Raw genomic sequence first — 18415 nt, forward strand, 5'->3', positions numbered from 1 at the left:
ATCCAATTTACTTTCGACTTAGGCCAACGGCGCGCGCAGCGCCGCTTTTGTTTTCGGCAACGGGTTGTGAGGGCTTTTTGGTGGGGAGTGGGGCGATTCCGGAGTTGGGGTCGGCGAAGACGCGTTCGCGCTCTTTCTGCATCTTGGCGATTTCCGCGGCTTGGCGTTGGCGTTCTTGTGCGAGGTCTTCGGCAATTTCCTTTTCCAGCAACTCGTTTTCTGCGTCGCGGTACTCGCTGGGGAACTCGGCCTGGTCGGCGGCGACGGCGAACTTGGCCTGGCGGATGTTGCTGGCGGCGGTTTGCAGGCCGTAGAGAAGGAGTCCGGCGGTTTTGTGGTCGATGCGGCCGATGATGAGCGCGTTGAGGACGTCGCCGATGGCGATTTGTATGGACTCGGCGTCTTCGAGGAGCGGCAACACGAGCGGCGCGTGGAGGCTCTTATGCTCGACGCGGCGCTGGCGTCGCATGCGCTGGCGCTGCGCGGTGTGGAAGTAGCAGTAGTCCTCGTTGGTCAGCGCGGGCGACTTACAGCAGGTTCCGTTGGCTTTGATGTGGTGGCAGGTTTTTGCTTTGATCTGGCTGGCCATTTGGCTCACTCCTCGGATGTTGCTCGATGTGTTACCCCCACCTCCTAGTGCGAATCTTTGTTTTCAGGAGGATAGGTGGGGTTTTGTTTGCAAAGTATTGAAAGTACGGCAGTTATACGCAAAATATTGAAATCGTTTAGTTTACTGGCGTTGTATTCACCACAGAGGCACAGAGGGTCAGAGATTTTGGAAAAGGGAGCTTGGGGCCTTGGTGGAGGAGCGAGCGGCGTCGGCTTACGCGAGGCGGGGGTGGAGACACGTGTCCTGTGGCCGGCCGGAACGGGCGGCGGGAGATGGAAACTTCGGGTGATCCCCACATCGGGGAGAGTATCGGGGATTCATGAGAGAGGCTGTGACGGGCGACACGCTGGCGCGTGAGATGGGTCACAGGGCGATGTAAATTAGGGATTTCTCTCCCGGTCGAAAGGCCCCACCCTACGAACCGCTCAAAAGCGGAGCGATTCGTAGAATGGGGCACCCAGAGTCAGAGGAATTGGTAGGGTGGGCCAGCCCCCAAAAGGGCGATTTGCTTGACACAACGGCGGCAGAACAACGAAGCACCCGAGGTTGTCGAAAACGGTCGGGTGGGCCACCCGCCGATGGAGTTGGTGCGCGCGGAGGAATCTATAGATCGTCTTTTGTGATGCCGTCGCGATTGAAGAGGGTGATGGGGCGACGGCGACGGGCACCGCGGGCGAAGCGGGATTCGCGATCGAGCGGCAGGGTCCCGTACGTCCTGTCGAGCAACAAAATGAACCCGACGAAGACCGCAGCGAAGGCGGCCATTTCGAACATTCCCTTCATGTGCGAATCATAACTCGGTTTTGAGCCGCTGAGGGAACAACGAAGCGCCTGCGGCGCGTCTTTTCAGACCCACTTCCATTCGCCAACAGAGGCTCACTGGAAATGGGGCACTCGAAGGTTCAGACCCGGATCACCGCCATTCAGGGAATGACTGAATTAAATGGGAATTGTTTCGTCTGTCCCCAATTTCCCAATTTCCACCGATTTCCCCCATTTCCATTTCCGTAAGAAGCGGGAGAAAGGTCTTGCACCGCAGGACGTGCCACGATATTGTGAGTTCGTCATCGGCCCCGCTGGTGACGCGTTGTGAAATCCAGATTGTTGGTGCCGCGTGCATCGACAAGGAGCAAATATGCGGTATTCCCACCCGAACGACCCCAATGCGGGTCGCCTGATTGAATCTCTCCGTCACCTTGGCTATGGAAACTATGAAGCGGTAGCCGACATCGTTGACAACTCAATTGATGCGGATGCTCAGAACATCAACATCCGAGTACAGACTAAGTCAAATCAAATCATCATTAGCATTGCCGACGATGGGCGAGGTATGTCGAAATCCATCCTCGACCAAGCTATGCGCCTGGGATCGCTGACCGACCGCAATGCCGAGTCGGATCTCGGCAAATTCGGCATGGGGCTGGTGACAGCAAGCCTTTCGATGGCAAAGAAGCTACATGTCGTCTCACGTGGCGACGATGGGTGCTGGTCGAGCGCATGGGATGTCGACGAGATCGTTGCGCAGAATGCGTTTCTCAAGCACTTTGAAGCTGCAACATCCGACGAGGAAGAACTTCTAGCTGAAGAGATCGGTAAGAAGAAAACCGGAACGCTGGTGCTGCTTTCAAAATGCGACAACCTTGCCAATAAAAACACCAGCTCATTTGCGTCTAATCTGAGATCGCATCTTGGGCGCGTACATCGCTACTTCATCGGTGCTGGTAGAGTTGTGACCGTGAATGGCGAGCCTGTGGAAGCGATCGATCCACTTCAACTCGCGGATCCAGACACGGAAACCGTGCTCGATGATGTCATCTCGGTAACATTGACAGACGACGGCGAGAAGAAGACTGACAACGTTAGGGTCAGAGTTGTGCTCATCCCGGAATCTCCCGTCACTGACCTCGATGTCGGCAAGTCTCTCAAGGCTCAGGGTTTCTATGTAATGCGCAATCAACGCGAGGTGATGAACGCGGCCGCCCTCGGGTTCTTCACCAAGCACAACGATTTCAACCGAATGAGGGGTGAACTGTTTTTCCCAGGCACTCTGGACCGCCTTGTTGGAATCGAGTTCACGAAACGGCAGGTTGAATTCGAACAGAGTCTTCAGGATCAACTAAACAACGTTCTGATACCGGTCTGTCGAACAATCAAAAGGCGCGAAGCAACCAAGAAGCGAGTTCAAAGCGGCGAAGCACAGTTGAAGTTGCACGCTCAATCGATGAAGGTCATCGCGGAAAAAGACAAACTTTTGATCAAGCCGAAGGCCGTCATTGAAAAGCGTTCATCACCGCGTAACGGCAGCGGTGTGCAAGTCGATGACGCTCTAGATACAAATAAAGAACGCAAAAACTTCAATCGTTCACAGCTGGTTGAAACGAGGCTCAATTGCGTCATTCGAGAAGAAAGACTCGGGCCGAACGGCCAAATTTATGAATGCGAGATGGAGGGAAGAAAGCTCGTCATTCGCTATAACGTTGAGCATCCCTTCTACCAACGGTTCGTGACCGACAACATGGATGAAGCTCGCGCTGTCACTGCCACCGATTTTTTGATTTACAGCATGGCTTCGGCGGAGTTGAAGTTTCTGGATGAAGGTGATCTGGAGGCTGTGAATAACTTCAAGGCCGTGCTTTCCGCTAACTTGCGAACGCTTCTGAACTAAGAGACTTCGGAGGCTAGCAACTTTGCTGGCCTCCGTGTTTTCATTTTCAGGTTTCGACTACGCGGTCGCCAACGCTCGCGGCAGTGCCAGCGTCGCAAGTGCACTCGCTATCTCGGCGTCCACCAAATTCTCCGGCACCCGACTCTCGAGAATCACTGGAGTATTTTCCGGTATGAGGTGAGCGACCCGATGAAATGCCATTATCGCTTCTCTAGTGAGCGGGTCGTGGTGACTCGATGAGTTCACCTCGCTTATGTGGACCTGACGCAACTTTGACTGGTACATCCGCAACAATTGCACAGCCTCGCTCATTGTTGCGTCTACCTGTCGGGCGTGACCCAGATCGAGACAAAAACCTGCTTCCGGAAGCGAATCAAAATACGGCTTCAGATCATCGGCAGTTTGCCCGATCGGCTTTCTTTTATCCATGTTTTCAATGCAGAGCGAGTCGCCTAGCGTTCGCCACAGCTCTGGGGTAAATATCACATCCGGATGAACAATAATGGACCAACCAAGTTCGGCAATCGATCTCAGGACTAAAACGACATGCCTCTCCTGATCTCGACGTATTGCGCTAGGCGCGTGGAATGACACGTGCTTGTATTTTTCGAGTTGTGGTCGAATTGTGTCCAGTCTTCGAATGAGCGGATCCAATTCGGATTCACGTAAAGCCGAAACCTCAATTGCAGTCGATTTGCTCGTGCTCAGGATTCGCAACGCTAGGTCTACGTCGCTGAGGGCAATGGCGCCAGTAGAGAACCCAATCAATCTCATTAAAATATCGCGTATCGGCGGGTGAGATCTCCGATGAGTTCATTGTCGAGAAAGATTGCGTTCAGTGCAACCTGGAATTCAGTACTAATTGGACGCACCTCCTTGTGGAAAACGGCACTTTTCTCTGCGTCTTCGATTCGCAACTGTTTCAATTCCTCGCGCTTAGCCTCGTCCGACAGGATTGACAGGAAGTGATTGTAGGAATCAAACAGCTTACGAATGTGCTCGTGAGGAATGCTGAATTTTTGGACGGTTTCCGCCAACAGTTCCAACGGTGTCTTCATCGTTTGCTTCTTCAGGTGATCGACGAGGATCAATCGGTTTTCTTCTACCGAAGAACCGATTTGCCCGTTGAGTTCGTCATCAAGCACGCAGCTAAAACAAATCAGCAATCCAGCAGCGAAAATTAATTTGCGAGACATCCGCAACTTTGCATTCCGAATACCCCATCCTTCTCCGCCGCGCTCCCGCTGTTTACTTGCGAAATCAACGGCCATCGTCCTCCAGAAACGCACGATGTCGTTGAGAAGAAATCGTGGCACTTTGAATCTTCCGTTTTTGGACAATCGCTCGTCCTCTTCCAAGTAACGGTTCAATACGGCTCTGATCACCCGTTCGTATGCGCCCTTCGCAGCAAGAGGTACACCCGCTGACTCCAAGAGTAAAAGAACACGTTGAGTTGTATTTATGTTCGTGTCGTGGACGCCACCTATCCGATGCACGACTTCATGGCTAAATGTGAGATTGCCAAACGTGCCCGTAGCGCCTGGTTTCGGAAAGCGCGATTCCAATACCCGGCCGACTTCTTGCGCAATCCGGAGATGATCGGAATTCGCTTGTCCGTCAATCAGGAATGTCCAGTCGAGGTCACTTCCCGACGTCCACTCGCCGCGTGCAAGTGATCCGTAGACAACGAACGCAGTATCGGTCGAGCCGAGCCTTTCGAATTGCCTTTGAAGAACTTCCGCAACTTGTGAGCGAATTTCTTGTGAAGCAGAATCGCATTGCCTAATTGTCGTCCATTCTGCGTTCACTAGTCGTTCGGTGCGAGCGATCAGCTCTGAGTATTGCGAAGCGGACATTCTTCAACTCTACTACATGCTTATACTCAGGTCGGTGTGCGAGACCGAAGGCCCCGCCTACTCGCTCTTAACCTCGACCGCCGCCAGGTCTTCCAAATGCACATCGACCAACTGTGTGGGGTATTTGCCGGTGTAGCAGGCGGTGCAGTAGCTGGTCTTGTCGCCTTCGCCGGCGGCTTTTTTCAGGCCTTCCAAGCTTAGGTAGGCGAGGGTGTCGGCGCCTACGTAGTCGCGGATCTGGTCGACCGTCATGTTGGCGGCGATCAGCTGCTTCTTGCTGGGGGTGTCGACGCCGTAGAAGCAGGGGCTGATGGTGGGCGGGCAGGAGATGCGCATGTGGACTTCTTTGGCGCCGGCTTCGCGGACGAGGCGGACGATCTTTTTGCTGGTGGTGCCGCGGACGATGGAATCGTCGATGAGGATGACGCGCTTGCCTTCGATTAAGGCGCGGACGGGGTTGAGCTTGAGTTTTACGCCGAAGTCGCGGACGCGCTGTTCGGGCTCGATGAAGGTGCGGCCTACGTAGTGGTTGCGGATGAGGCCGAACTGGAAGGGGATGCCGCTTTCGGCGGCGTAGCCCATGGCGGCGGTGACGCCGGAGTCGGGGACGGGGATGACGAGGTCGGCGTCGACGTGGGACTCGCGGGCGAGCTGGCGTCCCATTTCGTCGCGGGAGGCCTGGACGCTGCGGCCGAAGACCAGGCTATCGGGACGCGAGAAATAGACGTGCTCGAAGATGCAGCTCGACTGTTCGAGGGCGGGCGCGTAGTAGCGGGAGTGGATGCCCTCGGGGCCGACGACGATCATTTCGCCGGGCTTGACGTCGCGCTCGTAGTTGGCGCCGATCAGGTCGAAGGCGCAGGTTTCAGAGGCGAAGACCACGGTTTCGGGGCGGCCCTCGGAGGCGGGGATGCGGCCCATGCAGAGCGGTCGGAAGCCGCGGGCGTCGCGGGCGGCGAAGATGCGGTCAGGGGTGGTCATGACCAGCGAGAACGCGCCTTCGATGCGGCGCAGCGCGTCAGCGACGGCGTCTTCGAGCGTCTGCTCACGGGACTGGGCGATGAGATGGACGACTACCTCGGTATCCGATGTAGTTTGGAAGATGGAGCCTTGCGCTTCAAACTTGGCGCGGATTTCGTGGGCGTTGACGAGGTTGCCGTTGTGGGCGAGGGCGATGCGTCCTTTATTGCACTCGACGGAGATGGGCTGCGCGTTGAGGAGGGCGGAGTCGCCGCTGGTGGAGTAACGGGTGTGTCCGATGGCGAGGCGGCCGGGGAGCTTAGCAAGGACCTCGGCGGTGAAGATGTCGGAAACCTGGCCCATGGCCTTGTGGCGGTAGATCTGGATGCCGTCGGCGGAGGCGATGCCGGCGGATTCCTGTCCGCGATGCTGCAGGGCGTAGAGGCCGAGATAAGCGAGCTTGGAGGCTTCAGGATGGTTGTAAATCGCCATGACACCGCACTCTTCGTGCAGCTTGTCGAATAGGTCGTCGGTCTCTTCGATCATCCGTTTGCCCCGCTGTGTGGCGTCCGCTGACGCGGACTCTGTGATTCGCCTGACCCGTTCCCACCTCTTACGAGGTGGGCTATTGCATTTCGTCGCTTCGCGACTGGTTTGTCGGCGCTTGGAGCGCTCTGGTGGTTCAAATACTTCGGCGCGAATTGTATCGCGCTCTTTGAGATTCGCAGGGGCTAAAGCCCTCTTTCTTACTTCGCGCTGCGGCAGCGCTGAAGCGCTGCCCTGATACAAAGCAAATTAGCTCCGCTGCGTTCGCGGTTCGGCAGCGCTGAAGCGCTGCCCTGATACAAAGCAAATTAGCTCCGCTGCGTTCGCGGTGCGGCAGCGCTCAAGCGCTGCCCTGATACAAAGCAAATCAGCTCCGCTGCAGAAGTTCGGGCACGAGGTGCTCGGGGGTTTCGGCGTGGAGCGCTTGCTTGAGTGCGTTCTGCCAGGCGTCGCGCAATTGGGTGACGGGAGCAGCGATGACGGTGCGGCCGTCGATGCGGATTTCTAGCTTGTCCGCAGCGGTGTGCCCGATGAGCTGTGCCTGGAGGCCGTATTTTACGGCTACTTGTTTGATTGCTTCGACATTACTTTCGTCGCAGGAAATAACCGCCTGCGAAGCGTTCTCGGAGAACAGGACCAGTTCGGCGGCAAGGCCATTGGAGCTCAGGTCGATGGTGGCGCCGATGCCGCGGGCGAAGCCGGGCTCGGCGATTGTGGTGGCGATGCCGCCTTCGCTGATGTCTTTGATGGAAGCGGCGAGGCGGTGGTCGGCGATCTCGGCTAAAGCCTTGTGGAGATTGGCCTCGTCGGCGATGTCGAGCGCGGGGGGTTTGCCCCAGACGTGGCCGAGGAGCTCTTTCGCGTATTCGCTGGAGCCGATGGTGATTTCGAGATCTTGCTGCGACTGTTTGGGCGAGCCGGAGATGAGGACCAGCGCTTGGTTCGTGGCCCGATAGTTTGGCTGGACGGCCTTGTGCACGTCTTCGAGGACGCCAACGATGCCGATGACCGGCGTGGGATAGATGCCTTCGCCGAGGGTCTCGTTGTAGAAGCTGACGTTGCCGCCGGTGATGGGCGTATTGAGCGCGGTGCAGGCTTCGGTCAGGCCGTCGATCGTCTCCGCGAACTGCTGCATGATGGGCGGCTTTTCAGGGTTGCCGAAGTTCAGGCAATTGGTCGCGGCAAGAGGCTTTGCGCCGGAGCAGGCGACGTTGCGGGCGGCTTCGGCGACGGCGTGCATGGCGCCAAGTTTCGGGTCGAGATAGCACCAGCGGCCATTGCCGTCGAGGGCCATGGCGAGGGCGCGGTTGGTGCCCTTCACGCGGATGACGCCGGCTTCGAGGCCCGGGCCTTCCACGGTGTTGGTCTGAACCATGCTGTCGTACTGCTCGTAGACCCAGCTCTTGTTGCAGATGTTGGGCGACGCTAACAGCTTTTGGAATTCGGCGGTGAGATCGGATTTCTTGCCGAATGCAATTGACGCGGGCTTCACCTTGGGAAGCGGGCTGACCCACGGTTCCATGGGGCGATGGTAGAGCGGGGCGTCGTCGGTGAGAGCCTCGTTGGGGATTTCGGCGACGACCACACCGTGGTGCAGGACGCGCATTTTGGCATCGCCGATGACGTGGCCGACGTGCGAGGCGTCGAGGCCCCACTTTTTGAAGACGGCGAAGACTTCGTGCTCGCGGCCTTTTTCGGCGACGAGCAACATGCGCTCCTGAGATTCGCTGAGCATGATCTCGTAGGCGGTCATGCCGGTTTCGCGCTGGGGGACGTGGTCGAGTTCGATCTCGACGCCAACGCAACCGCGCGCGCCCATCTCGCAGGTGGAACAGGTGAGGCCGGCAGCGCCCATGTCCTGAATGCCGAGGACGGCGCCGGTTTGCATGGCTTCAAGACAGGCCTCGAGGAGCAGCTTCTCCATGAAGGGGTCGCCGACCTGGACGTTGGGGCGCTTGGCTTCGGAGCCTTCGCTGAATTCCTCGCTGGCCATGGTCGCGCCGTGGATGCCGTCGCGGCCGGTCTTGGAGCCGACGTAAATCACCGGGTTGCCGACGCCGCTGGCTTTGGCGTAGAAGATTTCGTTCTGGCGGACGAGGCCGAGGGCGAAGGCGTTCACCAGCGGATTGCCGTTGTAGCAGGGCTCGAACTTCACTTCCCCGCCGACGTTGGGCACGCCGAAACAATTGCCGTACGAAGCCACGCCGCCGACTACGCCTTCGAGGATGGAGTGGTTGCGGTGGATCGTGGCGGAGTCGGTCTGGCCGTCGGGCTTGATGGGGCCAAAGCGGAGGCTGTCCATGACGGCAAAGGGACGCGCGCCCATGGTGAAGATGTCGCGGAGGATGCCGCCGACGCCGGTGGTCGCGCCCTGGAATGGCTCGATGAACGACGGGTGATTGTGCGACTCGATTTTGAAGGCGCAGCCCCAGCCATCGCCAATGTCGATGATGCCGGCGTTTTCGCCGGGGCCCTGGAGCACGAGCTTCGACCGCGTGGGCAGGCGCTTCAGGTGCACGCGCGACGACTTGTAGGAGCAGTGCTCGCTCCACATCACGCTGTAAATGCCGAGTTCGGTCATGGAGGGCTCGCGGCCCTGCCATTTGAGAATGCGTTGGTACTCTTCGGGGGTGAATCCGTGCTCTTTGACGACTTCAGGAGTAATGGCTGACATGGGATTTATCGAGGAACATCTATTTTCTCATGTCTGGCGAGGGTGGGTCGGCGGAAATGGTGATAGGCGCTATTAGCGGGGTTTATGGGAAGGGCAAAATCTTTGACCACGAAGGACACTAAGGAAACACGAAGGGAGATTTTTGATATCAAATGCGGTGATACAATGTATATACATTGCAAGGAGCAACCAATGCGCGCGCAAATGTTGAAGTGGGGGAACAGTTTGGCGGTTCGGATTCCGAAGGCGGTTGCGGAGCAGGCGAAGTTGGCGGAAGGCGATGCGTTGGAACTGGAAGTTGCTTCGGACGGGACAGTGCAGCTTCAGCGTGCGGGAAAGACTCCGACCTTGTCGCAATTGGTAGCGCAGATCACGCCGGAGAACCGCTACGAAGAGACGCCGTGGGGCGCTGACGTGGGCAAGGAGAAAGTCGAGTGGTGAGCACCGCCTATGTTCCCGAGGCTGGTGACATTGTTTTCCTGAATTTCGATCCGCAAGTGGGGCGAGAACAAGCCAAGCGTAGGCCAGCGCTGGTGCTGACGGATCTGCGGTACAACCGGGCGAGTGGATTGGCCGTGGTCTGCCCGCTGACGAGCAAGAGGAAGCCATATCCTTTTGCGCTGCCTGTGACCGTCGATGGGGTAGAGGGTGCCGTGCTCGTCGATCAACTCAAGAGCATGGATTGGACGGGGCGACGCGCGACCTTCCACTCGAAGATCACGCCGGCGCTTTTCAAGAAGGTACGACAGTATGTCGCGGTGTTGTTATCGCTGCGGGAAGCGTAAGGACTTCGGCGATCGCTCTCGCCGCTTATCTTTTTCGGAAGGCCGGATTCGTGGTCAGGTTCTCAAGTTCCTTGCGAATTACGGGCTGAGTATCCGGAGATGCATGGATCGCCTCAATGTAGTCGGCGACGAGAGGGCTGGAGAGCGACAGCGAGTTGAGAGCCCAGCCGGCCGCGGAGTAGCATGCACCCCGCATCACTTCCGGAGTTATTTCTTTCGGTGTGTAACCCGTATCGAGCTTCTTGCCGAGCGTGTCATAGTCGGCGCGCCACGCGAGCATGGACACGATCGTCTCGACAGGTTTTCGCTGTCCGGTCGCGAAGAAAATAGACCACAGCATGTCCATACGATTGGCGAGATCGGGATCGGGCGTAAGGTCGTAGGGGTCAGGGAGGCGCGCAGCTGCAACTCTCGCTCTTTCATCCGCATTTAGCGCATTCAATAGATCATCCATGGGCTCGCCGGCGAGCTTCAGAATCACTGCGCCGTAGAGGCGAACGGCTGGGTCTTCGCGGACGAGCGCTTGCTTCAGGTCGTCGGCCGCAACGGGGTCTTTGCGCAGGGCCTCCACGAAGAAGAGCGCTTCGTTCTTCATATGAGCCATACGCGAATCGGCACCCACGATCCGCATTGCCGGCAAAATGCGGGAGGGTATAGGGGCAGCGTAATAAGTCTGTGACCAGTCTTCCCAGTTCTTGGGATCGAGCGGGAATTTCTGTCGCGCGGTGGCAAAGGTGGTGACGGCTAGCGTCTGCGATTTCAAAAGCACGGATTTGCCGTCGGGAAGAGAGGCCCTGCCGGCAATCGAAATAGAGGAATCTCCGGTATCGCGCGGTGCGCACCATTTTGCACTCGGCACCCCGATGCTCACCATGCTGAGCATTGGGTTCTTAATGTTCGCGACGCCAAGGACCTGAGTCACGAAGTCTCCGCCTTCCGGCTTGCCCTGCTTCACGATCGCCGGAGCTTCGGCGGGCATGGACTGCGTCTGGCCAGCAGACGTCAGCTGCAATTCGATTTTTGTGGAGGCGAGAAGCCGATCGCGGTCATCCCCGCTGGCGAAAACGCCGATGCGAATGCATTGGCCGGGCTCGATATGGTCGACTTGCCCCGGGGCATTCACCGGTCCGACGATTGCAGGCCACTGTTCGTCGATGACCTGGTTGGCGATGACCATAAAGTCCGGTTCGATTTTGGCGGATGCGGGTTTGGGTTTGTCGGCAGCGATGGCGAGATTCGCGATGAAGACAACGAATACAGGGACCAGACGAAGCTTCATAGAGGCAATCTATCAATACCGAATTGCGGAGAGAATCGGAATCGAAGGAATCGGGCGTTTTTGGTTCCAGAGCGTAGGTTTGGGAATGCGGGCGGCGTGCAGGGGCTAAAGCCCCGGGAAATTTGAAGGCGCTCGTTCGGCACGGCTGAAGCCGTGCCCTGATACAAACCACGGCGCGTAACCGGCTGAACAGGAAAAGGTTACATCGATCCTTTAATAACGCAATCCGCGAGTAAAGTTTAGGCTCCTAAACTTTAATAAGCTCCAAACTCCTGCAATCAACCAGTTCGGCGTGTCGTAATCAAAAGACCTTTCACGGGACGCACTCCTTGACGGTCTAGGAGAGAGCGCGGTACCCTCCTAGATGATCTAGGAGACCTTCGCCCCATGGGAAATAAGCCGCTCGATCTTCTGCAAGGCACATTGGACATGCTCATCCTCAAAGCTGTATCGCTGGGGCCGCTGCATGGGTATGGGGTTTTGCTGCGCATTCAGCAGATTTCCGGGCAGCAACTGGAGATCCAGCAGGGGTCGTTGTATCCGGCGTTGTACCGGCTGGAGCACCAGGGGGCGATTGCTTCCGAGTGGGGCGAGAGTGAGAACAATCGTCGCGCGAAGTATTACGAGCTGACCACCTCGGGGCGGGCGATGCTGCGCAGCGAGACTGCCAAGTGGAACCGCATGAGCGCAATCATTGGCGGCATTTTGCAGGCTGCGCCGGAGGAAGTATGAAGCTGATTCCACGTGCACGTTCCTGGTTCCGTTCGGTGTCGCACGACGCGCAGTTGCAGCGCGATATGGATGATGAGCTGCGCTTCCACGTGGAGAGCTACATCGAAGACCTGGTGAAGAGCGGGGTTTCGCGCCAGGAGGCGACGCGGCGGGCGCGGATTGAGTTCGGCAGCGCGGACGCGCACAAGGAAGCGATGCGGGTTTCGTTGGGATTGCGGCTGTGGGATGAGCTGCGGTCGGACGTGCGGTATGCGGTGCGGATGTTGAAGAAGAGTCCGAGCTTCACGGCGATTGCGTTGCTGTCGCTGACGCTGGGGATTGGCGCGAACACGACGATCTTCACCCTGGCAAAGCACTTGATGATCGACCGGCTGAACGTGCCGCATCCGGAGCAGCTACGGCTGATGAATTGGATTTCGCCGAAGCACGGCGCGGTGCATTCGATCTGGGGAGAGTGGGACAAGGAAAACGGCGGCAACACGAGCACATCGTTTTCGTACCCGGTGTATGAGTACCTGCGCGCGCACAACCATCAACTCTCCGACTTGTTTGGGTTCAAGAATATTGGCCGCGCCAATGTGACGATTGATCAGGCGGCCGAAGTGGTGCAAGCCGATTTGGTGTCGGGCAATTTCTATAGTGAACTGGGGATTGCGCCGCAGATTGGCCGGGTGATCGACGATGCGGACGACAAGCCGGGCGCAACGCCGGTGGCGGTGATCAGCGATGGATACTGGGCGCGGCGCTTTGGGCGTTCGCCGGCGGTGCTAGGGAAGACGATCACGCTGAACCTGACGCCGGTGACGATTGTGGGCGTGAACCCGAAGGGCTTTACCGGCGCGAGGCAGGTACAGAGTTCGTCCGACATTTACGTACCGTTCAGCCTGCAGCCGCAGGTAGCGCCGAACTTCCGCTTTGGCTCGCTTTTGACGAACACGCGCGAGTGGTGGATGCAGATCATGGCGCGCACCAAGCCGGGCGTAAATGAAGAGGCGGCGCGCGCGGAACTCGACATCGCGTTGAAGGACGCGGTGCGCGCCACGATGAATCCGAAGAAGGATGAAGCGCTGCCGACGCTGCGCGTGGGCGATGGCAGCCGCGGCTTGAACGAAGCGGGACGAAACTTCGCGTCGCCGGTGTACGTGTTGATGGCGCTGGTGGGATTTGTGCTGCTGCTGGCATGCGCGAACCTCGCGAATTTGCTGCTGGCGCGGACGTCGGCACGGCAGCGCGAGATGTCGGTACGGCTGGCGATGGGCGCTTCGCGGCGGCGGGTGCTGCGGCAGGTGCTCACCGAAAGCATGATGCTCTCCCTGCTCGGAGGCTTGGGTGGATTGCTGCTCGGCTACTTCGGACGATTGGCGATTCCCCACCTGGTGACGAACGCTTGGGAAGAGCCGATGTCGGCGGCACCGTACGATTGGAAGGTCTTCGCATTCAATCTCGGGCTGTCGTTGCTGACCGGAATTTTGTTTGGCATCGCGCCGGCGTGGCAGGCGACGCGCGCGGAGGTGAACACGTCTCTGAAAGACAGCGCACAGAGTACGACACGGCGCCGGCGTGGATACGGTGGGAAAGCAGTGGTCGGATTCCAGATCGCGCTCTCGACCGTGCTGGTGTTGGGGTCGGGAATTTTTCTGCGGACGCTGGTGAACCTCACGTCGGTAGATCCGGGCTTCGAGACCAAGAACCTTGTTCTGTTCGAGATGCGATTGCCGCAAGCGCGGTATCCGGTGGGCAAGGACCTGGTCCTCTATCGCGACCTGGAGCAGCGCTTGGCGGCAATACCGGGCGTGGATTCGGTGGGATTGTCGAGCGTGACGCTGTTAGCACACAGTATGTCGAATGACGACTTTGTGCCGACGGGCCAGAAGCCGGAACCCGGCAAAGAGACTGCCGCGGACGACAACGCGGTGAATGACGACTTCTTCAAGACGATGCGGATCCCGATCCTTGCGGGACGAGCGTTCAACGCGAGCGATACGGAGACCTCACAGAAAGTTGCGATCGTAAACCAGGCGCTGGTAAAGCAGTTCTGGCCGAATGAGAATCCGATTGGGAAGACCTTTGAAACCAGCGGCAGCAACGATAAGAAGGAGTTGTTCACGATCGTCGGGCTGTGCGCCGACACGCATTACGACGACTTGCGCAAGGAGCCGCCGCCGACATTCTTCCTGAGCTATCGGCAGGCGTCGGACATTTCGTGGGGGATGACATTTGAGATCAAGACGCGGCAATCGCGCGCGGCGATTACGCCAATGTTGCGCGAGGCCCTGCGGTCGGTGGACCGTGACCTGCCGCTGACCGATGTCCGTACGCAGGACGAACAGATTGACGGCCTGCTGCAGCAGGAGAGACTGTTCGCGACGATCACTGGCGCGTTCGGCGTGCTGGCGCTGGTGTTGGCTTGCATCGGGATTTACGGGATCATGTCGTATAACGTAGCGCGGCGAACGAACGAAATTGGGATTCGCCTGGCGCTGGGCGCGAAGACACAACAGGTGCTGGCGATGGTGCTCAGAGAGGCATCGTGGCTGGCGATCGTGGGAGTTGTCGTGGGACTCGGCGCGGGATTGGCGCTGGTGCGGCTGATTCGCACAATGTTGTATGGAATGAAGCCGTGGGACCCGGTGAGCATTGCGATCGCGGCGGGATTGTTGTTGGGGGTTTCGCTGATCGCCGGATATGTGCCGGCGAGAAGAGCGTCGAAGGTTGAGCCGATGGTGGCGCTGCGGCATGAGTAGATCAAAGGCTTTCACCACGAAGGACACGAAGGGGCACGAAGGTTTTTAGGAATTAGGTATTAGGTCAGAGGGTTTGCGGCGAGGATCCGTTACATGGTTCTCGCCGCGCTGGCTCACCGCGAGCCGGAGCCGCGCCGCCCTTGAAAGGGCTTCTCCTCTTTCCGCCTACCTTCCACGACGCTGACGCGTGGTGCTGAGAAACCTGGCCGGCCTCCAGCCTTGCCCGGTCGTGTTATGAGCAGTGTCGTTCCATCTCATATCCATCCCCAACTTCCAAATACCTTCGTGGGCCTTCGTGTCCTCCGTGGTTGAAGGGTTTTTCGTACACTGGAGGAGATGAAGCCCGTCATAGTGGGGACTGCCGGACATATTGATCATGGGAAGACGGCGCTGGTGCGCGCGCTGACGGGGATTGATACCGATCGGCTCGCGGAGGAGAAGCGGCGCGGGATCACGATTGATATTGGGTTCGCGAACCTCGAACTGGCGGCGGCTTCGGGTGAGAAGCTGCGCATTGGCTTCGTAGATGTACCGGGGCATGAGCGATTCATTCGCAACATGCTCGCCGGGGTCGGCGGGATTGATTTGGTGATGCTGATCATCTCGGCGGAAGAATCCATCAAGCCGCAAACACGAGAACATTTCGATATTTGCCGGATGCTCGGGATTGAACGCGGGCTGACGGTGCTGACCAAGAGCGACCTCGTGGATGAGGAGACGCTCGAGGTGGTGAAGGCCGAGGCGCGCGAATTTGTGGCGGGATCATTTCTTGAAGGTTCTCCGGTAGTGGCGGTGAGTGCGAAGACAGGCGCAGGGATTGCGGAACTGAAGCTAGAACTCGCGAGTGTCGCGGTGGAATCCAGGGTGAAGGATGCGCAGGCGGCGATGCGGCTGCCCATTGATCGCGTGTTCACCATGAAGGGACACGGCACGGTGGTCACGGGGACCCTGATCTCCGGCACCGTGAAGAAAGAACAAGAAGTGGAGGTGCATCCGCGGGAGATGAAGACGCGGGTGCGCAACGTGCAGGTGCATGGGGCGTCGGCGGAGAGCGCGGTGGCGGGGCAGCGGACGGCGTTGAACCTGGCGAATGTGGCGGTAGAAGATTTGACGCGCGGGATGGTGCTGACCGAGGCGGGGCAATTCCATCCGACGCGGCGCGTGGATGTGAAGCTGGAATTGCTGAACGGAGCACCAGCACTGAAAGATCGCGCGCGAGTGCACTTTCATGCGCACACGGCAGAGACGGTGGCGGCCGTGTTGCTGCATGAGAAGAAGCCGAAACTGGAGAGCGGCACGGCGTATGCGCAGTTGCGGCTGGCGAAGCCGGCGCTGCTGCTGCCGGGAGATCGGTTTATTGTGCGGCAGTTTTCGCCGCTGGTAACGATTGGCGGCGGCGTGGTGCTGGATGCAGAGCCGCTGGCTTCGCCCGAGCGACTGGAGTTTTTGCGAACGCTGGAGAGTGGGTATGCGGCCGAGATTCTCAAGGCGCGCGTGGCGCGAAGGAAGTCGCGTGGGTTGACCGTGGCGGGTGCGATCGCGGAGACGGGATGGATGCGCGGACAGTTCGCTTCGAGACTGAAGCAGTTGGTGGAAGCGAAGCAGGTAGTGCAGTTTGGGCAGCATCTTCTGACATCGTCGGTTGTGAGCCAGTTGGAGACGGGGCTGGTGAAACATGTGAACCGGTTTCACGATGAGAACCGGCTGGTCGCGGGCATTGGGAAAGAGACACTACGCGAAAGAGTTGGCGCGGAGCCGGAGATTTTTGCTGGAGTGCTGGAGAGATTAGTCGCGGCGAAGAAGTTGATTGTCAGCGGTGAAGTGGTGCAGGCACCGGGACGCGGCGTCGCGATGAAGAGCGACGAGTCGGAATCGAAGAAGCTCATTGAAGATGCGTTCGCAAAGGCGGGGCTTCAGGTTCCTGCGCTGAAAGATGTATTGGCGGGCGTGAAACTGGATCACACGCGGGCGCAGCAGGTGGTAACGCTGCTGTTGCGGGATCGCGTGCTGGTAAAGGTTAGCGAGGAGTTGGTGTTTCATCAGAACGCGTTGGTGGATTTGCGAACGCGGGTGGTGAGCGCGAAGAGTGCGTCGCCGCGCATTGATGTTGCAAGGTTCAAAGAGCTGACCGGGCTGACGCGGAAGTATGCGATTCCCCTGCTGGAGTGGCTGGACCGCGAGAGGGTGACGAAGCGAGTTGGGGAAGAACGGGTGATTTTGTAGGGAGTGAATTTGAAGATCAGGATTATTGGTGCGGGGTTGGCGGGGTGTGAAGCGGCGTGGCAGTGTGCGCGGCGCGGGCTTGATGTGGAATTGTATGAGATGCGTCCGGTGAAATCGACGCCGGCGCACCAGACTTCGGACTTTGCGGAGCTGGTGTGTTCGAACTCGCTGAAATCCGCGGGCGAGAATTCGGCGCCCTGGCTGCTGAAGGAAGAGATGCGGCGAGGCGGGTCGCTGCTGCTGGAGATTGCGCAGAAGACTTCGGTTCCCGCGGGACATGCGCTGGCGGTGGACCGTGGGGCGTTTGCCGCGGAAGTCACGCGGGTGATTGAAGCGGAGCCACGGATTCGCGTGGTGCGCGGGGAAGTCACGAAGATCGATGAAAACGATGCGCTCACGGTGATTGCGACGGGGCCGCTGACTTCGGATGCGCTGTCGCAGGAGATCGCGCGGCTTTCGGGTAACACCCACCTCTATTTCTACGATTCAATTTCGCCGATTGTGGAGGCGGACTCGATCGATATGTCGCGCGTATACATGGCCGCGCGCTATGACAAGGGCACGGCGGACTACATCAATTGTCCGATGAACAAAGAGGAGTACGACCGCTTTCTTGATGCGCTGATCGAGGCGCACTCGGTGGATGCGAAGGAGTGGGAGAACCTCAACTATTTCGAGGGCTGCCTGCCGATCGAGGAGATTGCGCGGCGGGGACGCGACACGCTGCGCTTTGGGCCGATGAAGCCGGTGGGGCTGACGGATCCGAAGACGGGACGGTATCCGTATGCGGTGGTGCAGTTGCGGCAGGAGAACCTGCGCGCCGATTCGTACAACCTGGTTGGGTTCCAGAACCACTTGAAGTATGGCGACCAGGCGCGGGTGATGCGGCTGATCCCCGGGCTCGAGAATGCGAAATTCCTGCGCTATGGGCAGATTCATCGCAATACGTACATCAACTCGCCGACGCTGCTGACCGAGACGCTGCGGATGAAAGAGCATCCCAACGTGTTTTTCGCGGGGCAGATTTCGGGCGTTGAAGGATACGTGGAGAGTATCGCGACAGGACAGATGGCGGGGATGCATGTGAGCACCGTGGCGATGGGACACGAACCGGTAGCGCCGCCGCGGGCGACGGCGTTTGGATCGCTGGTGAATTACATCTGTCATGCCGAAGCGAAACATTTTCAGCCGGCGAATATTACGTTCGATTTGCTGCCGCAACTCGATGAAGCGGCGCGGCGCAAGGTGCGCGACAAGAAGGAGCGGCATCGGATGGTGTGCGAGGCAGCGCTGAAGGAATTTGATGGGTGGCTGGCTACATCCCAGATATTCCAATAGGTC

14 protein-coding genes are annotated in these 18415 nt (G+C 58.5%); 7 read left to right on the plus strand and 7 right to left on the minus strand.

The window, feature by feature from the left end; genetic code table 11:
• Window positions 1-7 precede the first annotated feature (7 nt).
• Both ACID345_RS24005 and ACID345_RS24010 read right to left on the minus strand, forming a co-directional pair.
• On the minus strand, window positions 8-589 hold the full coding sequence (locus ACID345_RS24005) for a hypothetical protein (RefSeq protein WP_011525414.1): 582 nt from the start codon (window positions 587-589) through the stop codon (window positions 8-10).
• Window positions 590-1213: 624 nt separating this feature from the next.
• Window positions 1214-1393, minus strand: a complete 180-nt coding sequence (locus ACID345_RS24010; RefSeq protein ID WP_041856050.1) for a hypothetical protein — start codon at window positions 1391-1393, stop codon at window positions 1214-1216.
• A gap of 352 nt (window positions 1394-1745) precedes the next feature.
• On the opposite strand from ACID345_RS24010, the gene ACID345_RS24015 reads away from it, so the two are divergent.
• Window positions 1746-3275 (plus strand): ATP-binding protein, encoded by a 1530-nt coding sequence (locus ACID345_RS24015; protein ID WP_011525415.1) that lies wholly within the window; start codon window positions 1746-1748, stop codon window positions 3273-3275.
• Window positions 3276-3332: 57 nt separating this feature from the next.
• On the opposite strand, the gene ACID345_RS24020 is transcribed toward ACID345_RS24015, so the two are convergent.
• The 4 genes from ACID345_RS24020 to purL form a co-directional block, all read right to left on the minus strand.
• Window positions 3333-4049: a TIM barrel protein gene (locus ACID345_RS24020; RefSeq protein ID WP_011525416.1), complete on the minus strand. Its 717-nt coding sequence runs from the start codon at window positions 4047-4049 to the stop codon at window positions 3333-3335.
• Complete coding sequence (locus tag ACID345_RS24025) at window positions 4049-5131, minus strand: nucleotidyltransferase domain-containing protein (RefSeq protein ID WP_049762030.1); 1083 nt, start codon at window positions 5129-5131, stop codon at window positions 4049-4051. The genes ACID345_RS24020 and ACID345_RS24025 overlap by 1 nt, the downstream gene beginning before the upstream one ends.
• A gap of 57 nt (window positions 5132-5188) precedes the next feature.
• Complete coding sequence (purF, locus tag ACID345_RS24030) at window positions 5189-6637, minus strand: amidophosphoribosyltransferase (RefSeq protein ID WP_011525418.1); 1449 nt, start codon at window positions 6635-6637, stop codon at window positions 5189-5191.
• 367 nt (window positions 6638-7004) lie between these two features.
• Window positions 7005-9311 (minus strand): phosphoribosylformylglycinamidine synthase subunit PurL, encoded by a 2307-nt coding sequence (gene purL, locus ACID345_RS24035; protein ID WP_011525419.1) that lies wholly within the window; start codon window positions 9309-9311, stop codon window positions 7005-7007.
• A 192-nt stretch (window positions 9312-9503) separates the two neighbouring features.
• Here purL and ACID345_RS24040 point away from each other — a divergent pair, with 192 nt between their 5' ends.
• Together ACID345_RS24040 and ACID345_RS24045 are read left to right on the plus strand one after the other, a co-directional pair.
• The gene (locus ACID345_RS24040; protein ID WP_011525420.1) at window positions 9504-9752 is read left to right on the plus strand and encodes an AbrB/MazE/SpoVT family DNA-binding domain-containing protein; all 249 of its coding nucleotides are present in this window, start codon (window positions 9504-9506) and stop codon (window positions 9750-9752) included.
• Window positions 9749-10096, plus strand: a complete 348-nt coding sequence (locus tag ACID345_RS24045; RefSeq protein ID WP_148210247.1) for a type II toxin-antitoxin system PemK/MazF family toxin — start codon at window positions 9749-9751, stop codon at window positions 10094-10096. The genes ACID345_RS24040 and ACID345_RS24045 overlap by 4 nt, the downstream gene beginning before the upstream one ends.
• A 25-nt stretch (window positions 10097-10121) precedes the next feature.
• On the opposite strand, the gene ACID345_RS24050 is transcribed toward ACID345_RS24045, so the two are convergent.
• Window positions 10122-11375, minus strand: a complete 1254-nt coding sequence (locus ACID345_RS24050; protein WP_011525422.1) for a hypothetical protein — start codon at window positions 11373-11375, stop codon at window positions 10122-10124.
• 387 nt (window positions 11376-11762) lie between these two features.
• Here ACID345_RS24050 and ACID345_RS24055 point away from each other — a divergent pair, with 387 nt between their 5' ends.
• The 4 genes from ACID345_RS24055 (at window position 11763) to trmFO (ending at window position 18412) form a co-directional block, all read left to right on the plus strand.
• Complete coding sequence (locus tag ACID345_RS24055) at window positions 11763-12107, plus strand: PadR family transcriptional regulator (protein ID WP_011525423.1); 345 nt, start codon at window positions 11763-11765, stop codon at window positions 12105-12107.
• The gene (locus ACID345_RS24060; protein WP_011525424.1) at window positions 12104-14851 is read left to right on the plus strand and encodes an ABC transporter permease; all 2748 of its coding nucleotides are present in this window, start codon (window positions 12104-12106) and stop codon (window positions 14849-14851) included. Before ACID345_RS24055 ends, ACID345_RS24060 begins: the two co-directional genes overlap by 4 nt.
• A 336-nt stretch (window positions 14852-15187) precedes the next feature.
• Window positions 15188-17074 (plus strand): selenocysteine-specific translation elongation factor, encoded by a 1887-nt coding sequence (gene selB, locus ACID345_RS24065; protein ID WP_011525425.1) that lies wholly within the window; start codon window positions 15188-15190, stop codon window positions 17072-17074.
• A gap of 3 nt (window positions 17075-17077) precedes the next feature.
• Window positions 17078-18412 (plus strand): methylenetetrahydrofolate--tRNA-(uracil(54)-C(5))-methyltransferase (FADH(2)-oxidizing) TrmFO, encoded by a 1335-nt coding sequence (trmFO, locus tag ACID345_RS24070; RefSeq protein WP_011525426.1) that lies wholly within the window; start codon window positions 17078-17080, stop codon window positions 18410-18412.
• The last annotated feature ends 3 nt before the right edge of the window (window positions 18413-18415 follow it).

Source organism: Candidatus Koribacter versatilis Ellin345, from assembly GCF_000014005.1.
GTDB lineage: Bacteria > Acidobacteriota > Terriglobia > Terriglobales > Acidobacteriaceae > Korobacter > Korobacter versatilis_A.